We start from the raw sequence: 17,204 nt of genomic DNA, 5'->3' as shown, positions 1-17,204 counted from the left end.
TGCGGCGGCGATCGCCGAGCCGAGCGGGGTCTCGAGCTGGGTGACCACGACCAGAGGGCGTAGCGCCTCAAGTGCGGCCGTGGTGTCGGCAGCGGTCAGGCCCGCGTTCGCGCCCCGCATGTACGACGAGGTCGATGTTGGCGGAACCGACCACGGCCACGTGGCGACGGGCCGTGGCGGGAAGAGGGCTGGCTGTCATGTGCGCCGACTCCCTACATCGACTCTCGGACGATGAGTTGATGCTGGACCAGCACGTGCCTGGGCGGCGACGTGAGATCGCCGTTGTCCTCGATACGGTGCACGAGCAGGTCGCCGGCAGCCCGTCCGATCTCCTCGGCAGGGATCCGCACGGTGGTCAGCGTGGGGCTCACCAGGCTTGCGGCCTCGATGTCGTCCACGCCGACCACGGCGATGTCACCCGGGAGGGACAGGCCGGCCTGTCGTGCGGCGTCGATCGCACCGATGGCCATGAGGTCGTTCGCGCAGAACACGGCGGTGGGGCGCTTCTCGAGCGCCAAGAGCGCGCGCATCGCTTCGAACCCGCCCGTGCGGGTCCAGTCACCCTCGACGACGTACTCACCAGGCAGGGGCAGCCCGTGCCTGATGAGTGCCGCCGAGAAGCCGTGCTGACGCGGACCGCCGGGCGCGTGGTCCTGCGGCCCGCTGATCGTGGCGATCGCAGTGTGCCCCTTGCCCACGAAGCGGTCCACGACGTCGCCTGCGATGCGGGTGTCGTCCGCGGTGACCCAGTCGAGGTCGAGTCTCGACGCGGACGCGCCGACCACGACGACGGGGATGTTCGCCCGCAGAACCTCCGCGATCTCGTCGTCGATATCGCTGACTGCCACGACCATGCCGTCGACGCGGCGCTGGACGGCCGCCTGGATGGAGGTCTTGGTCGTCGCCGGGCCGGCATCGCCATCGAACAGCATCACGACATGGCCGCTCTGCTGCACCGATCGCTGCAGGCCCCGGGCGAGAGCAGGATAGAAGGGGTTGGTGATGTCCTGCGCCAGCAGTGCGACAGTGCGGCCACCGCTCTTGTTGAGGGCCTGGGCGAAGAAGTTCGGCTGAAAGCCCAGGTCGCCCATGACCTTCTCGACGTGCTTGCGCGTGGCGACGGCCACCGGGCGTTTACCTGACAGCACATGCGAGACTGTGGTCTTGCTGACCTTGGCCGCCCGGGCGACGTCGTCGATGGTGACCGTGGCACTTCGCCTGCTCGGCGAAGGTCGCCGTGGGCTGTGGCTTGACACCATGTTGCCTCCGTTGGTGAGCCTCTTTGCTTAAACTAGTTTGCATGGCTTTCGGCAATGGTACATGGTGGCTTGCGGCAGTAGATCGAGGGCGAGGCCCAAACTAATTTGCGCCAACTCTCCGGTCACGGAGGCCAGGCCCCGTCGTCCGCTGCACGACCAGGTGCTGACGGCAGTCGTGGACGGCGACGAACGCCGGTCATCAGAGGGCGCGCCTGACCTCGGTGGCCCTGGGTCCGTGGCCACCGTGATCCGGCGGAGGGTTGCGACGATCGAGCCTCCGAGTGGTGGAGAACTAGGCGGAGGCGCCTGGGCCTGTCGCTGTCGCGCTCGGGTACGGGCTGGTCGGAAAGGCCGAGAGGTTTCCTCCGACGAGCTCGATCCGGGTCGGACGGGCCGCTACGGTCCCGATGCGAGCGCCGCAGCGTCCGCAGAGCAGGTCCGCCCCGGCCCCAGAGTCCACGAGCCGCGAGAGGACCTGCACCGCTGCGCAGTGTCCGCAGGTCACGAGTGAGAGCGTCGGACCGCCGGTGAGCCATGCGCGGAATCTGTCCGTGATGCTCCGGCCAGGGGCGTCTTCGTTCCGCTGCTGGCTGTGCTGTTGCTCGCTCATCTCTTGCTCCCTGGTTGAGGCCGGCCGTGCGGGCGACGACGTGGGAGATCGGCCGGGCACACCGCCAGTGCGGTCGGTAGAACGGCCCCTGAGCCGTTTCTCCGACGCGATCCCCGTGTCACGGTGGTCTCGTTCGCATCCGGTTCTGCTGGAGCTTCAGCCACCTGGATGTTGGTGGTCGATGGCGGACGTGATCTTTCGTCGGCGGTCCTGGGCGTCCGCGTGGTGCCCGACGACGAGGCGACGGCGGGTGAAACGAGCACCAGATAGTCCGTTACGTACCAGACTGTGGTGACTACCGGCAGGTGTAGTGACGACGAGCAGAGGAGAGTCGTGAGCCGCACGCCTCGCACCACCCGAGTCCTGAACGCTGTGCTGGCCCTTTCTGCCAGGGGCTACCGGGACCCCGCCAGGTCCTGGGCAAAGGCAGTCGCGCAGGTCGAGAAGAAGGCGGGTATCCAGGACCGCCCGTTCGCCGACGACCTCGGCAGGATCCTCGAGGGAGCGGCTGAGATCCCGCGGCTGTCGCCGCTGGGCTGGTTCCTGATCTTCAACGAGGTCCAGGGGAAGTACACCAATCGGCTGCGGGTGAACCGGGCGCTGTCAGAGCACCCGCAGATTGCCGACGAACCGATCACCGCACCCGTGTTCGTGTGCGGGTTGCCGCGGACCGCGACGACTCTGGCCCACCGGGTCCTCGCCGAGTCGCCCGACCATCGTGGCCCGCGGACGTGGGAGCTGCAGCACACGGCCCTGCACGACCCGCGGACGGCACGAAAGGTGATCAGGCAGCTCGAGCAGGCGCTTTCCCTGATCGAGCTGGTTGCTCCCGGCCTTCAGGAGAAGCATCCGACCTACATCGACCGGCCGGAGGAGTCCGTGCTCTTCTTCGCGCACGGTCCCCACTGGCCGCTCCAGCGCGGGCCGATGCCCTCCTACAGCGCATGGCTCGCCGGCTACGAGGTGAGGGCGGAGTACGAGTACCTGAAGCTGGGGCTGCAGGTGCTCCAGCACGGGCGCGAGCACAAGCGGTGGGTCCTGAAGTATCCGGGGCACCTGGGCGACATGGGCACGATCAAGCAGGTGTTCCCCGACGCCACGTTCGTGTGGACCCACCGTGACCCCGTCACGGTCATCGGTTCGTTCGCCAGTCTCCTGGAGACCCTGCACATGATGGTCCAGCACGAGGTGGACCCTGAGGCGATCGGACGAGCCGCGCTGGACCACCTGGTCACCCAGGTCGAGCGCGGCCTTGAGATGCGGATGAGCCTGCCGCCGTCGTCGATCGTGGACGTGCCGTACCACAAGCTCAGCGCCGACCCGTTCGTGGAGGTTCCCCGGCTGTACTCGGCGATCGGGGCAACGTGGACCACCCGCGACCAGGAGCGCCTGGCCGAGGTCGTCGCCAAGCCGAAGGGCACTCCCTCCCACCGGTACGACCTGTCCCGCTACATGGACCGTGCCGAGGTCGAGGCCAGGTTCGCGTCGTACAACCGCATGCTGGACAACCTCGACCTGCGCGATGCCACCCCGGCCGTCGAGCTGTGACAGGACGGGCCGGCGGTGAGGTACACGACCCGGGTGGAGGAGGCGTGCCTCAACGTGCACGGCGCCACCTGGTCGCCGCCTCGTGACACCGGGCTCATCAAGCGGCTCGTCCTGGACATGGGCGCGCCGCCCCAGGTCGGACCGCCGGGGCTGGCGCTGATCGGGCCGGGGCGCCGGAACCTGGCCGAGGGGCGCGTGGCCATCGCAGGTTTTCCCACCCTGGACCGAACTCCCCTGATCAGGGCCGGGATCTCCATGGGGCCCGTCGTCGTCGAGGTGTCTCGGCACGTCTTGCCACCTGCGTTCGAGGCATCCGACTGGCAGGACGCCGCCGAGTTCAGCGTTCTTGTCCGGGACAAGACCGCCTACGTCGGCGGCTTCTCGCAGGATCACCGGACGGCGTCGCGGATCGACAGCGCAGGCCCGGGCTGGTACCGGCTGCGCGTTCACGCCAAGGGCAGGGCGGCCGCGCCCGATCTCGTGGTGGCCGAGCCCACCGAGGAATACCTGATCCAGGTGTGGCGGGCGGGCCCCGCCGAGCCGGTCGCCCTGACCGGCTCCGTGACCCAGCTGATCCGGGCGTGAGCGGTGGCGACGGATGTGTCGACGGTCACCGTCCCGCCGGCGTCGGTGTCATTGACCTCAACCGGGGTTGAGGTTCTAGCGTCGGACGTATCGACATCTTGCGATGAGAGGACCAGGAAATGCCTGTCTACACCCTGCCTGAGCTGCCTTACGACTACGCGGCGCTCGAGCCGCACATCAGCGGGCGGATCATGGAGCTGCACCACGACAAGCACCACGCCGCGTACGTGGCGGGCGCCAACGCCGCGCTCGACGCGCTGGCCGGGGCTCGGGAGAGCGGCGACCTCGCCGCGGTGAACCTGCACGAGAAGAACCTGGCGTTCAACCTGGGCGGGCACGCCAACCACACGGTGTTCTGGCACAACCTCTCACCCGAGGGTGGTGGCGAACCGGAGGGTGAGCTCGCGGCGGCGATCGTCGACCAGTTCGGCAGCTTCGCGGCGTTCAAGGCCCACTTCGCGGCTGTGGCGACGGGCATCCAGGGTTCCGGCTGGGCGGTGCTCGGCTGGGACAGCATCGGCGGGCGGCTGCTGATCTTCCAGCTGTTCGACCAGCAGGCGAACGTGCCGCTGGGTGTCACGCCCCTGCTGATGCTCGACATGTGGGAGCACGCCTTCTACCTGGACTACCTCAACGTCAAGGCCGAGTACGTCAAGGCGTTCTGGAACCTGGCGAACTGGTCCGACGTCGCGGGCCGGCTCGACCGGGCGCGCGCCACCACGGGAAGTCTCATCACCGCGGCGTGACCGTGCGCGACGTGAAGGGTCGCTCAGGTGGGCGGCGTCGGGCGGCGATGGCTCGCTTTGGTCCCAGCGGCCGAATCGGTCTAGACTGACGACGCTCGCCCACCTGGGCGAACACCCTTTCGGGGCTGTGGCGCAGCTGGTAGCGCACCTGCATGGCATGCAGGGGGTCGGGAGTTCGAGTCTCCCCAGCTCCACCGAAGAACCTGGCAGAGGCCATTCCGGAATCCTGTAACAAGGAGGAAAGGATGGCCTCTCGCCATGAGTTCACCCGGCAGGATTGAAGCCCGTCCTGTCGGACATGTTCCGGACATTTGAAATGTCCCCAAGATGGCCCGCGAATGCGGTTACGGCGTCCCCCTCTTGAGGGCGAGATTGGTCATACCGACGCAGACCCCTCGGTGTCGGGCGTTCCAGGACTCGCCCCCATGGGAGAAGACCGTGACCGAGAAGGCCCTGATCGCGTCGACGACGACGCCCCTCGCCACCGCCGCGCGCCTGGTCGCGCTCGACATCGACGGCACGCTCTCGTTGGACGGGCACATCCCGGACACCACGGTGAGAGCGGTCCAGGCGACTGTCACGTCGGGCCATCACGTGGTGATCGCGACGGGCCGGTCCCTGGTCGGGGTGGTGCCGATCGTCAAGCGGCTCGGGCTGCGTCGGGGCCGGGTGATCTGTTCCAACGGTGCCGTGACCGCGTCGATCAGCGGGGACCGGCTGATCGTCGAGGACGCGGTGCGGTTCGACGCCGGCCGCGTACTGCAGCGGGCTCGCGACGCGATCCCGGACGCGCTGCTCGCGACCGAGGTCCTGGGCAAGGGCTACCAGGTCAACGCCCCGTTCCCGGACGGGCTGCTCAACGGTCGGCAGCACGTCGTGGGGTGCACGGCTGACCTGTGGGCCGCGCCCACCACCCGCGCCGTCGTGCACGCGGCCGACGTCGCCCGGCTGGGGCGCGAGCTGGGCTGGCTCGACGTCACCGTCACGCTGGGCTCGACCACCGAGCCCGGTGACTGGCTCGACCTGACGGCGCCGAGCCTGTCGAAGGCAAGCGCCCTGGAACGGGTCCGCCGTCATCTACGGGTTGCCCCGGAGCACACGATCGCGGTCGGTGACGGGCACAACGACCTGCCGATGTTCGAGTGGGCGGCGCGCGCGGTCGCGATGGGGAACGCGCCGGCCGAGGTCCGGTGCGCGGCCGGCGAGGTGTGCGGGAGCATCACCGAGCACGGCGTGGTGGAGGTGCTGCGTTCGATCGCAGGGGCCCGATAGGCCGTGCCGTCAGGGCAGCAGCGGCCCGACCGAGACCATCAGGCAGAGCGCCAGGACGGCCACGAGCGAGAACCGGAACATCTGTCGTGCCCAGCGGTCGTCGTCGTCAGCCCGGAGCCCGGTGACGCCGAGCCAGGTCCAGTAGGCGCCGACCGCGCCCATCACCACGGTGTAGACGATCCCGACGTAGCCGAACACGGGCAGGAGCAGGGTCGAGGCGACGAACGCCACCGTGTACGCCAGGATCTGGATCTTCGTGTTCCGGATGCTCCGGACCACCGAGATGACCGGGACGCCTGCCCTGGCGTACTCCTCGTGCCGGTAGATCGCGATCGAGTAGAACTCGGGCATCTGCCAGAGGAAGACGGCGAGGAAGACGAGCACCGCGCCGACGTCGACCACACCGGAGACCGCAACGTACCCGGCGAGGATCGGTGCGGCGCCCGAGACGCTGCCGACCAGCGTGCCGTGGATCGAGAGGCGCTTCGAGAGCATCCCGTAGAGCACGACGTAGACGATGAACCCGCCGAGCCCGACGGCCACCACCAGCCAGTTCGTCCAGGCGACGAGCATCGCCATGCCGGCGACGCCGAGCACCACGCTGAAGGCGACGGCGGGCCGTGCCCCGATGCTGCCGGTGACCGTCGCCCGCTTCCTGGTGCGATCCATGACGCCGTCGATGTCGCGGTCGAGCACGTTGTTGAGCACGCACGCCGACGCGATCACCAGCGTCGTGCCCACGACGAGAGCGGCGAACAGCCAGAGGTCCACCTGCCCACGGCTCGCGAGCAGGAAGCCCGCGGCCGCCGTCAGCACGTTGCCGTAGAGCACGCCCGGCTTCGTCAGGGAGTAGTAGCGCGTGAGCGTGTCCCGGAACGAGGGGCTGTCAGCCCGGGCCGCGAGCGCTCCGTCGGTCCCGTCGACGCCGGTCAGGGTCGGGGCCTGCTTGATCGCGGTCATCCGACGTGTGTCCGGACCACTACGCGGGAGAACCCGCCGTTCGAGCTGAGGGGTGTTCTCGGATCCACCGGCTCAGCCTACGTGAGCGGGCGCCGCCGGATGGTTCACTGGTGCTCCGCAAGCCCCTCGGAGACGGAAAGGGCGTGGCTCGCCGGCGAGCCCAGGTGTCGTATGACGGACCGTATGGCAGACAAGGTCGACCTCAAGAAGACTCTCGACGCCTACCGGGCAAAGCTGGGTCAGCTTCGGATGCTCGACGTCCCCGACCTGCAGTACCTCATGATCGACGGGCACGGGGACCCGAACACCTCGCCCGCCTTCGCCGAGGCGGTGGAGGCGCTCTACCCGGTGGCGTACGCGCTCAAGTTCGCGGCCAAGCGCGACCTCGGGCAGGACTTCGTCGTCATGCCGCTGGAGGGTCAGTGGTGGGCCGAGGACATGAGCTCCTTCACCGCGGAACGGGACAAGGCGCGCTGGGACTGGACCCTGATGATCATGCAGCCCGACTGGATCGACGAGGACATGTTCGCCGCCGCCGTCGCGCGGGCCGGGACGAAGAAGTCGCCGGCCCGGCTCGAGGATCTCCGCCTGGAGCCGCTGTCCGAGGGGCGGTGCGTGCAGACGCTGCACGTCGGCACCTTCGACGACGAGGCGGACGTCCTCGCGCGGATGCACGACGAGTTCATCCCGGACAACGGGCTCCGCATGGTCGGCAGGCACCACGAGATCTACCTCAGCGACCTGCGCAGGGTCGCACCGGAGAAGCAGCGGACGATCCTCCGGCAGCCGGTCGTGCCGTCCGACCCAGGACCGGTGTGACGACTCCTCGACCGGGGGTCCGTGCCGAACTAGAGTCGACGAGAGCTTTGACCGGCCCGCTCAGCCGTCCCCTCCGGAGGAGTCGCCGTGCGACGTACCTCGCTCGCCACCAGCGCTCTGAACGTGCTGCTGCGCCCGGCGACCGCCGGGATGCGGACGCCCGACCGCGCGTTCGACGCGCTGGTGGTCAAGGCGGAGCGGAGGACGAGGGCGGATGCGGCGGCGGTCCCGGAGTTCGTCGACGATCTCCGCCTGCTCCTGCGCTCCTTCGCCGCGTGCCCCGGCCTGAGCCCGATGGGCTGGCAGAGCGTCGTCTCCGACGTCGGCGTCCGCCTGGAGAACCGGCTCCGGATAGACCGCCTGATCCACCAGCTTCCCGAGATCGAGGACGAGCCGATCGAGGACCCGGTGGTCATCGTCGGGCTGCCCAGGACAGCGACGACGCTGGCGCACAACATCCTCGCCGGTTCGGAAGGGCATCGCGGTCCGGCCCTGTGGGAGCTGCTGTTCACCGATATCGACAGGGGCGAGGGGGCTCGGCGTGCCCACATCGAGGACACCCGGAAGATGGCGCGGGCCTTCATGCGGCTCGCCCCGGCGTTCCGCGTGATCCACCCGCTCGACGCCGAGAAGCCCGACGAGTGCAACTACGTGCTGCCCCACGGGACCTCCCACCTGGCCCGGGCGGACATGCCCGACTACGACCGCTGGCAGCGGAGCCGCCACTACCTGCCGGACTACGGCTACCTCAAGCAGGCGGTCCAGGTGCTGCAGCACGGCCGCCCGCGACGCCGGTGGGTGCTCAAGTCGCCCACGCACCTCGCCCACCTGCCGGAGCTTCTCGCGGTGTTCCCGGGCGCGACCATCGTGTGGACGCACCGGGACCCGGTAGCGGCGATCGGGTCGGTGTGCTCGATGGTGGAGACCACCCAGGCGCTGCACGTCCGTCGTCCCGATCCCCACGTCATCGGGCGGACGTGGCTGGAGCTCCAGGCCTCGGCCGTCGAGCAGGCGCGTGCGGCACGCGCCGAGGCCGCGACGACGTCGTTCGTCGATGTTCCCTACGCCTGGCTCGCCGACGAGCCGCACGCCCGCATGCCGGAGCTCTACGACCGGATCGGCGCGACGTGGACGGACCGTGACGCGGCAAACCTGGACGCCGTCCTCGCACGCACCCGTCCGGGGCGCTCGCACGAGTACGAGCTGTCCCGCTACGGGCTGACGGCGGCGGACGTCGGGGCTGCGTTCGGCGACTACGCGGACCGGTACTGCGCGGCCTGAGCCGGGCCCGCGGCACCGGCCCGCACGGCGTGGCACGGCGGCGTCCGGCGTCATGTCCACCCTGGGTACGACGACGATCCGTCCTGGGGCCGATGCCGGTGGCCGCGCCGGTCGTTACGTTCGTGCCATGACCACCGTGGACCACGCCCCGCCCCGACCTGCGACGCTCTCCCGCCCGGCCGTGCGACTCGGGATCGCCGTGGTCCTGAGCTTCCTGCTGGGCGGCCTGACGTCCTATGCGCAGGGGTTTCTGCCGGACGCGTTCGCCTCCTTCGCGAACTCGGCCAGCGGCTGGACCGTGCTCACGGCCGCGCTCGTGTACTGGTCCCGGGCGCGCACCGGACCCGCGGCGGTGCTGGGCGCCGTGAGCTTCGTGCTCCTCGTCCTCGGGTACATGGTCGCGTCGCAGGTGCGCGGACTCGTGTACGACCCGCTGCTCTTCTCCGCCGTGGGAGTGGTGGCCGGCCCGTTCGTGGGTGTCGCGGCATCGTGGCTGCGGGCCACCGGCGTCCGCGCAGCCCTCGGCGCGGCGCTGCTGGCGGGCATCGGAGTGGGGGAGTGCGTCTACGGGCTCACCGTCGTCGGGGACACGACGAGCCCCGTCTACTGGACGGTGATCGGCGTGGCCGGGCTCGTGCTCGTGGCCGGCCTGCTCGTGCGCCGCATCCGGGGTGCTCTGCCGGTCGCGCTCGCGGTCGGTGGCACGGCTGTCGTCGCGGTGGCGTTCCACGCCGCCTACACGAGCCTCGGTTAGGCCGGGACCAGCCGGTCGAGGAGCCGGTCGAGGAGCTCGGCGACCCGCGCTTCGGCGCCGTCGTCCACCAGGAGCGACTGGGCCAGTCCGCTCGTTCCCGTCACCATGAGCTCGGCGTCGAGCTCGGCGGCCCGCGCGGCCGACGGCGCCGCATCCCCGCGAACCCGGTGCAGTTGCTCAGCGACCGCACGGACGAGGAAGCGCGGCGCGCCCAGCGTGTCCTCCGCGGTGACGTCGGGGTCGGTCAGCGCCGCGGCGTGGAACGAGTTCAGGACCATCGTGTCCCGCCGCCGGTCTGCGTCCGTCGGCAGCAGCTCGGTGAGGATCGCGCGGATCACGTCGTGCGGGCCGGGGTCGGTGCCCAGGGCGCTCAGCCGACGGGTGAACCGCGTGCCGGCGTCGGCCACCACCGCCTGATGGGTGGCGAGCAGGAACTTCCGCTTGGTGCCGAAGTAGTACTGCACGAGCCGCACCGAGATGCCTGCCTCCGTGGCGACGGACTGGAAGGTGGCTGCCCCGAGGCCGTCGCGGGCGATGACGCGGCGCGCGGCGCTGGTGATCTGCGCCCGCCGTTCGTCGTGGTCGGCCAGTCGCGGCATTCGGGTACGCCCTCTCGTGCTCGTGATCACGGCCCGCCGGGCCATCTTTATGGTACGCCTGAACCATCATAAGTGATACGATCATATCACCAAGGAAGGGTGAGCCATGGCCAGGATCGGAAGGTTCAAGAACGACTCGGCGCGGGACGCGTATCTGCGCACCTACGATGCGATGGAAGGGCTCTGGCCCCTGCCGTCCACCCAGGTCGACGTCCCCACCGGCTTCGGGCCGACGCACGTGCGCCGGTCCGGTTCTGGCGACGGGGTGCCGCTCGTGCTGCTGCACGGGTTCGGCGGCAACGGCCTGCACTGGCACGACATCGTCGCGGGCTTGGCCCGGGGGCGTGTGGTTCTCGCTCTGGACACCATCGGGACGGCGGGTCGCAGCGTGCAGACCGCCCCGCTGGCGGGTGACGCCGACTACGGCGTCTGGTTCACCGAGGTGCTGGACGGGCTGGGCCTCGATCGTGTCCACGTGCTGGGGGAGTCGCAGGGGGCCTGGCATGCGACCCTGACGGCGGTGCATGCGGCGGACCGGGTGGCGAGCATCTCCCTGATCGAGCCCAACGGGGTGTTCACCAAGATTCCGTTGCGGGTCCTGGCGAAGCTGATCAGGTTCGGGATGAACCAGACCGACGCGGGCTGGCGCAAGATGACCGACTGGCTGACGCCGGGGGCCGGCCTGACCGACGTCGAATGGGCATGCCTGAAGGCCGCGCAGGCCTATCGGCCCGCAGGTGGCTGGGCGCGACCGCTCAAGGACTCCGAGCTGGAGTCGGTAGCCCCGCCCGTGCTGGTGATCTACGGTGCCGAGTCCGTGATCGCGGAGCCGGTCGCGGCGCGGTGGCGGCTCGCCGCGCATCTCCCGAGCGCGGAGGTCGAGATCTACCCCGGCGTCGGGCACGGTCTGCGTGGCCAGATTCCGGACCAGGTCACGACCCGGATCGCGGACTTCGTGACGCGGCACGACGAGGTGGTGCGAACCGGCGGCTGATGGGCAGCGCGCGGCCGACGCCCGGATGTCGGGTAGGGCTCCTGCACACCTTGTTTGAGAATCGTTCTCATCTCTGGTTCACTCTTCCTCAGTACCGAGAATGATTGTCATTCTAGAAGGAAGGAGCGGGTGGTCCCGACCGGACCGCCCCACCACGATGAGACGAAACACCACTCGCGCAGCCGCCGGCCTGGGGGCCGCGCTGTCCCTGCTCCTGCTGAGCGCCTGCGCGGCCGACGGCGGAGCCTCGGGTTCCGGCCCGGAGTCCCCTTCGGCCGGGGCCGACGAGCACGAGGCGCCTGGCGCCACCGAGGTGCAGTCGCGCACGCCGCGCGTCGCCGTCACGTACGACGGCGGTGTGCTGGTGCTCGACGCGATGAGCCTCGAGCCGGTCGGCGACCTCGAGCTGGAGGGCTTCAACCGCCTCAACCCCGCGGGCGACGAGCGTCACCTGCTCGTCTCGACGGGCGGCAGGTTCCAGGCGCTCGACCTGGGTACCTGGGCCGAGGCGCACGGCGACCACTCCCACTACTGGACGGCGGAGCCCGCGCTCACCGACGTGGCCTACGACGCCGTCGAGCCCGGTCACGTAGTGGTCCACGAGGGGCGCACCGCGCTGTTCGACGACGGCACGGGTGAGGTCCGCGTGATCGACTCGGAGCACATCGCCGACGCCGGCGCCGCGGCCCGGGAGTACACGACGCCGTCGCCGCACCACGGCGTGGCGGTCGAGCTGACCGACGACACACTGGTCGTCTCCGAGGGCACCGAGGAGGCGCGCACCGGCATCCGGGTCCTCGACGGTGACGGCGAGGAGATCGCGACCTCCGACGAGTGCCCGGGCGTGCACGGCGAGTCCGTGGCGGAGGACGAGGCGGTCGTGATCGGCTGCGAGGACGGCGCCGTCGTCTACAAGGACGGCAAGATCACCAAGGTCGACTCCCCGGACGGCTACGGCCGCATCGGGAACCAGGCGGGCACCGAGGAGTCGCCGTTCGTGCTGGGCGACTACAAGACGGACAAGGACGCCGAGCTGGAGCGGCCGACGCGGGTGTCGCTCATCGACACGCGCAACGGGGAGCACGAGCTGGTCGAGCTGCCGTCGTCCTACACCTTCCGCTCGCTCGCGCGGGGCGACGACGGTGAGGCCCTCGTGCTCGGCACCGACGGCCAGGTCCACGTGATCGACCCCGAGTCGGCGAAGCTGACGAAGTCGATCCCCGTGATCGACGAGTGGGAGGAGCCCATCGAGTGGCAGGACCCGCGTCCGGCGATCCTCGCCCTCGACGGCTCCGTGTACGTCACCGACCCGGCGACCGACTCGATCCACGCGATCGACATCGAGACCGGCGAGGTCTGGAAGTCGGCGGACCTCGGTGTCACGCCGAACGAGCTGAGCGGTGTGCTGGGCACGGAGGCGCACGAGCACTGACGTACGACGGTGGTCGAGCTTGCCGAGACCAGGTCTCGACAAGCTCGACCACCGTTTTCTGTGCTCAGGCCTGGGTGTAGAACGTCCGCAGGTCCTGCACCACCAGCTCCGGGACCTCCAGGGCCGCGAAGTGGCCGCCCTTCGGGTACTCGGCCCAGTGCTCGATGCGCGCGTTGTCCCGCTCGGCGAACGCCCGGATGGTCTGGAAGTCGTCGGCGAAGACGGCCACGCCGATCCGGCCGGTGCTCACGACGGGCTCCGCCCCGGAGCGCTGCTCGGCGTAGTAGTAGCGCGCCGCCGTGGCCGACGTGTTGGTGAGCCAGTAGAGGCTGACCTGGGCCAGCACCTGCTCGCGGGAGACCAGGCTCGTGCCGTTGCCGAAGTTCTCGAACAGCTCGCTGTACGCGAGCTGCGCCACGGGCGAGTCGCTGAGCCCGGCGGCGATCGTCTGGGGCCGCGAGGCGTTCATCGTGTTGTACCCGCCCACGCTCTGGAACCACTGCATGTGTCCGAGGGCGGCGAACTCCTTGGGGCCGAACCCGTCCATCTCGCCCTCCGCGCCGGAGGGGAACGAGAAGAGCTGCAGCACGTGCGCGCCGAGGAAGCCCTCCGGGTCGAGGACCGCCAGCTCGCGCCCGATCATGGCGCCCATGTCGCTGCCGTGGGCGCCGTAGGAGTCGTAGCCGAGCTGCCGCATCAGCGTGTCGAAGGTGCGGGCGACGCGGGCCGTGGTCCAGCCCCCGCCGTCGGCCGGCTCGCTCAGCGGGGTGCTGAAGCCGAAGCCGGGCATGGACGGTACGACCACGTGGAAGGCGTCCTCTGCCCGGCCGCCGTGTGCCACCGGGTCGGTGAGGGGCGCGATCACGTCGAGGAAGTCGAGGAACGAGCCCGGGTAGGTGTGGGAGAGGAGCAGGGCCCGCGCCCCGGGCTCTGCCGAGCGGACGTGGAGGAAGTGCACGTTCTGGCCGTCGATCTCGGTGATGAACTGCGGGAACGAGTTGGCGCGCTCCTCGACCGCGCGCCAGTCGAACTCGTTGCGCCACTGCTCGACGGACTCGCGGAGGTACGCCTCGGGCGTCCCGTGGTCCCACGAGTCGCCGGGGGCGGCCGGGGCGAACCGGGTCCGGGCGAGGCGGTCCGCGAGGTCGTCGAGGTCGGCCTGCGGGACCTCGATCCGGAAGGGGCGGATGTCGGCGGCGGTGGTGTCCTGGGTGTTCTGCGTGGTCTCCATGTCTCAGACATTACGAGCAGTTCAGGAACAGTTCGTTCCTCTATTCTCTTAAGGGTGGAGTAATTTCTCGGACAAATCGCTCGGAAACAGAAGGAGCTGCGATGAGTACGACGGCGGGGCGCCTGCTCGCCCTTCTCGGCATGCTGCAGTCCCGCGCCGAGTGGTCGGGGACCGAGCTCGCCGACCGGCTCGACGTCACCGACCGCACGGTGCGCAACGACGTCGCGCGCCTGCGCGACCTGGGCTACCCCGTCGACAGCGTGCGCGGGCCGGGTGGCCGGTACCGGCTGGGCGTGGGCGGCAAGCTGCCCCCGCTGGTGCTCGACGACGACGAGGCGGTCGCCATGGCGGTCGGCCTGCGCTCCGCCAGCGCCGTCGCGGGGATCGAGGAGAGCAGCGCCCGGGCGCTCGGCAAGCTCGAGCACGTCCTGCCCGAGCGCCTGCGCCGCCAGGTGGCCGCGCTGCGCGACGCCACGAGCGCCGGACCGGTGAACACGAGCAGCAACGTCGAGGACCCCGCCGTCGACCCCGGAATGCTCACCGAGCTGGCCGCCGCGATCCGCGACCACCAGGGTCTGCGCTGCTGGTACCGCGAGGCGCCGCGCGAGATCGAGCCGGCGCGGCTCGTGGCCTGGCAGCGCCGGTGGTACCTGGTGGGGCGCGATATCGGCTCGGGTCAGTGGCAGCCGTTCCGCGTGGACTGGCTGGAGCTGCGCACGCCGGGCGGACGGCGGTTCGTGCCCACCGACCCACCCATCGACCTGACCGAGCTCGTGGTGCGCGAGGTGGCCCGGACGGGCTGGGCGGTGCACGCCCGCATCCTGGTGCACGCACCCGCCGATGAGGTGCTCGCCCGGATCAACCCTGCCGTGGGCACCGTCGAGCCCGTGGACGACAGGACCTGCGTGCTGGTCACGGGCGGCGACAGCATCGAGATGGTGGCCGTGTGGATCGGCATGCTCGGTCTCGACTTCACGGTGCGGGAGCCGCAGCGGCTGGTCGAGCACCTGGCGGAGCTGTCCCGGCGCTACGCGGCGGCCGTCGGCTGAACGGGCTCAGCCGCGTGTGGCGTGGCCCTGCTCGATGACGGTGGTGAGCCGGTCGCGGGTCTCGGCCAGCTCGCGCATCCGCTCGTCGATCCGGTCGCGCTCGGTGGCGAGCAGCTCGAGCATGCTCGTCGAGGCCATGCCCGAGTCCATGCACGGCATGATGTCGCGGACCGTCCTGCTGTTGAGCCCGGCGTTGTACAGCAGCTGGATCAGCCGGACGCGGTCGACGGCGTCCTCCGTGTAGTAGCGCTGGTCCGAGGGGGAGCGCTCCGAGGTCAGCAGGCCCTGCTCCTCGTAGTAGCGCAGCGCGCGCACGCTCACGCCAGCCTGTCCGGCGAGCTCGCCGATCCGCATCATCTCGCCGGTCCGCACCATCGTGTGCCCCCATGTCGCATGCCTGTACCTCTGACGTCAACGTCAGATCCTACGACGCTCGGGTCCCCGCGCCAAGGCTCCGCTCATCTGTGAGCACGGATGTGCTCATCTGTTAATCTGGCCGGACGTTCAACAGAGTCGTTCGACAGAGTGGGAAGGGCGGCGGAGGAGCACGATGACGGCACTCGACGAGGAGACCGTGGGCGGCCTGGTGGCGTCCGCGCCGAGCGGCGCGGAGCTGGCGGTCCCCACCTACGACCGGTCCCGGCTGACCACCGGCATCGTTCATCTCGGGGTGGGTGGGTTCCATCGGGCGCACCAGGCGATGTATCTGGACCGGCTCATGTCCGAGGGCAAGGCGCTGGACTGGGCGGTCTGCGGCGTCGGGGTGCTGCCGAGCGACGCCCGGATGCGCGACGCGCTCGCCGCACAGGACGGTCTCTACACGATGGTGCTCAAGCACCCGGACGGGCGCCTGGAGGCGCGCGTGATCGGGTCGATCAAGGAGTACCTGCTGGCGCCCGACGACCCCGAGGCCGTGCTCGAGAAGATGGCCTCGCCCGAGGTGCGCATCGTCTCGCTCACGGTCACCGAGGGCGGGTACAACATCCACCACGTGACGGGCGAGTTCGACCTGGACAACCCGGCGGTCGCCGCGGACCTGGCCGACGGCGCCGTCCCCGCGACGACGTTCGGGCTGGTCACCGAGGCCCTGCGCCGTCGGCGGGAGCGGGGCGTGCCGCCGTTCACGGTGATGAGCTGCGACAACATCCAGGGCAACGGCGAGGTCGCGCGGCGCGCGTTCACGACGTTCGCCCGGGCCAAGGACGCGGACCTCGCTGCCTGGATCGAGGAGAACGTCGCGTTCCCGAGCTCCATGGTCGACCGGATCACGCCGGTCACCACCGACGTCGACCGTGCCCTGGTGGCCGAACGCTTCGGCATCGACGACGCCTGGCCCGTGGTGGCCGAGCCGTTCGAGCAGTGGGCGCTCGAGGACAGCTTTCCCACGGGGCGGCCCCCGTTCGAGGACGCCGGCGTGCAGGTGGTGTCCGACGTCGAGCCGTACGAGCTGATGAAGCTGCGCCTGCTCAACGCGAGCCACCAGGCCCTGTGCTACGTGGGCTACCTGTCCGGGTACCGGTACGCGCACGAGGTGGCGGGCGAGGACGTGTTCGCCCGGTTCCTGCGCGGCTACATGGACGACGAGGGCACGCCCACGCTGGAGCCGGTGCCCGGCATCGACCTGGACCTCTACAAGCGCACGCTGATCGAGCGCTTCGCCAACCCGCACGTGGCCGACACCCTCGCGCGGCTGTGCGCCGAGTCGTCGGACCGCATCCCGAAGTGGCTGCTGCCCGTGGCCCGGCACCACCTGGCGACGGGCGGGCCGATCGAGCACGCGGCGCTCGTGGTCGCCTCCTGGGCCCGGTATGACGAGGGTGTGGACGAGGCGGGCGAGCCCATCGAGATAGTCGACAGGCTCGCCGACCGGCTGCACCGGGCGGCGCTCACGCAGCGGACCGACCCCCTCGCGTTCCTGCGCGACCGCGAGGTGTTCGGCGACCTGGTCGACGACGAGCGGTTCACCGCCGCGTACACGGCGGCGCTCACGTCCCTGCACGAGAGGGGCGCGAGGGCCACGGTGGAGACCCTGCTGTCTCGCACCTGACCGAGGTGTCAGACGTAC

Annotated in this window: 16 protein-coding genes and 1 tRNA gene; 12 read left to right on the top strand and 5 right to left on the bottom strand. The window is 70.2% G+C overall.

Annotated features, from left to right (window positions below):
• Window positions 1-212: 212 nt before the first annotated feature.
• A complete protein-coding gene (locus tag ACQEVI_RS05275; RefSeq protein WP_432895423.1) occupies window positions 213-1,259 on the bottom strand; it encodes a LacI family DNA-binding transcriptional regulator in 1,047 nt (348 codons plus the stop codon).
• 943 nt (window positions 1,260-2,202) lie between these two features.
• On the opposite strand from ACQEVI_RS05275, the gene ACQEVI_RS05270 reads away from it, so the two are divergent.
• The 5 genes from ACQEVI_RS05270 to ACQEVI_RS05250 all read left to right on the top strand — a co-directional run bounded on the left by ACQEVI_RS05270 (window position 2,203) and on the right by ACQEVI_RS05250 (window position 6,020).
• The gene (locus ACQEVI_RS05270; protein ID WP_432895421.1) at window positions 2,203-3,417 is read left to right on the top strand and encodes a sulfotransferase family protein; all 1,215 of its coding nucleotides are present in this window, start codon (window positions 2,203-2,205) and stop codon (window positions 3,415-3,417) included.
• Window positions 3,418-3,432: 15 nt separating this feature from the next.
• Entirely contained in the window at window positions 3,433-4,002 is a 570-nt protein-coding gene (locus ACQEVI_RS05265) for a hypothetical protein (protein WP_432895419.1), read from the top strand.
• Between the two features lie 119 nt (window positions 4,003-4,121).
• Window positions 4,122-4,748 (top strand): superoxide dismutase, encoded by a 627-nt coding sequence (locus ACQEVI_RS05260; protein WP_432895417.1) that lies wholly within the window; start codon window positions 4,122-4,124, stop codon window positions 4,746-4,748.
• Between the two features lie 121 nt (window positions 4,749-4,869).
• Window positions 4,870-4,942 (top strand) — tRNA-Ala (locus tag ACQEVI_RS05255).
• Window positions 4,943-5,186: 244 nt separating this feature from the next.
• Window positions 5,187-6,020: an HAD family hydrolase gene (locus ACQEVI_RS05250; RefSeq protein WP_432895415.1), complete on the top strand. Its 834-nt coding sequence runs from the start codon at window positions 5,187-5,189 to the stop codon at window positions 6,018-6,020.
• Between the two features lie 9 nt (window positions 6,021-6,029).
• On the opposite strand, the gene cyoE is transcribed toward ACQEVI_RS05250, so the two are convergent.
• Window positions 6,030-6,980, bottom strand: coding sequence for a heme o synthase (gene cyoE / locus ACQEVI_RS05245; RefSeq protein WP_432895413.1), 951 nt, complete (start codon window positions 6,978-6,980; stop codon window positions 6,030-6,032).
• 183 nt (window positions 6,981-7,163) lie between these two features.
• Here cyoE and ACQEVI_RS05240 point away from each other — a divergent pair, with 183 nt between their 5' ends.
• The 3 genes from ACQEVI_RS05240 (at window position 7,164) to ACQEVI_RS05230 (ending at window position 9,834) form a co-directional block, all read left to right on the top strand.
• Complete coding sequence (locus tag ACQEVI_RS05240; protein WP_432895411.1) at window positions 7,164-7,799, top strand: GyrI-like domain-containing protein; 636 nt, start codon at window positions 7,164-7,166, stop codon at window positions 7,797-7,799.
• 87 nt (window positions 7,800-7,886) lie between these two features.
• Window positions 7,887-9,080, top strand: a complete 1,194-nt coding sequence (locus ACQEVI_RS05235; protein WP_432895409.1) for a sulfotransferase family protein — start codon at window positions 7,887-7,889, stop codon at window positions 9,078-9,080.
• A 127-nt stretch (window positions 9,081-9,207) separates the two neighbouring features.
• Window positions 9,208-9,834, top strand: a complete 627-nt coding sequence (locus ACQEVI_RS05230) for a DUF6518 family protein (protein WP_432895407.1) — start codon at window positions 9,208-9,210, stop codon at window positions 9,832-9,834.
• Here the strand turns inward: ACQEVI_RS05230 and ACQEVI_RS05225 are convergent.
• A complete protein-coding gene (locus tag ACQEVI_RS05225) occupies window positions 9,831-10,433 on the bottom strand; it encodes a TetR/AcrR family transcriptional regulator (protein ID WP_432895405.1) in 603 nt (200 codons plus the stop codon). The two genes, ACQEVI_RS05230 and ACQEVI_RS05225, sit on opposite strands and share 4 nt — an antisense overlap.
• A gap of 106 nt (window positions 10,434-10,539) precedes the next feature.
• On the opposite strand from ACQEVI_RS05225, the gene ACQEVI_RS05220 reads away from it, so the two are divergent.
• A complete protein-coding gene (locus ACQEVI_RS05220) occupies window positions 10,540-11,427 on the top strand; it encodes an alpha/beta fold hydrolase (RefSeq protein WP_432895403.1) in 888 nt (295 codons plus the stop codon).
• 157 nt (window positions 11,428-11,584) lie between these two features.
• The gene (gene aztD, locus ACQEVI_RS05215) at window positions 11,585-12,859 is read left to right on the top strand and encodes a zinc metallochaperone AztD (protein WP_432895401.1); all 1,275 of its coding nucleotides are present in this window, start codon (window positions 11,585-11,587) and stop codon (window positions 12,857-12,859) included.
• A gap of 64 nt (window positions 12,860-12,923) precedes the next feature.
• On the opposite strand, the gene ACQEVI_RS05210 is transcribed toward aztD, so the two are convergent.
• A complete protein-coding gene (locus ACQEVI_RS05210; RefSeq protein WP_432895399.1) occupies window positions 12,924-14,090 on the bottom strand; it encodes an epoxide hydrolase family protein in 1,167 nt (388 codons plus the stop codon).
• A gap of 101 nt (window positions 14,091-14,191) precedes the next feature.
• Between ACQEVI_RS05210 and ACQEVI_RS05205 the strand changes: the two genes are divergently transcribed.
• Window positions 14,192-15,139, top strand: coding sequence for a helix-turn-helix transcriptional regulator (locus ACQEVI_RS05205; RefSeq protein ID WP_432895397.1), 948 nt, complete (start codon window positions 14,192-14,194; stop codon window positions 15,137-15,139).
• Window positions 15,140-15,145: 6 nt separating this feature from the next.
• On the opposite strand, the gene ACQEVI_RS05200 is transcribed toward ACQEVI_RS05205, so the two are convergent.
• Window positions 15,146-15,514 carry a MerR family transcriptional regulator gene (locus ACQEVI_RS05200; RefSeq protein WP_432895395.1) on the bottom strand — a complete coding sequence of 123 codons (369 nt, stop codon included), beginning with the start codon at window positions 15,512-15,514 and terminating at the stop codon, window positions 15,146-15,148.
• Window positions 15,515-15,689: 175 nt separating this feature from the next.
• Here ACQEVI_RS05200 and ACQEVI_RS05195 point away from each other — a divergent pair, with 175 nt between their 5' ends.
• Window positions 15,690-17,186, top strand: coding sequence for a mannitol dehydrogenase family protein (locus ACQEVI_RS05195; RefSeq protein ID WP_432895393.1), 1,497 nt, complete (start codon window positions 15,690-15,692; stop codon window positions 17,184-17,186).
• Window positions 17,187-17,204 lie beyond the last annotated feature (18 nt).

Source organism: Promicromonospora sp. CA-289599, from assembly GCF_050936155.1.
In the GTDB taxonomy this organism is placed as follows: domain Bacteria; phylum Actinomycetota; class Actinomycetes; order Actinomycetales; family Cellulomonadaceae; genus Promicromonospora.
This window is presented reverse-complemented; position numbering and strand designations above follow the sequence as displayed.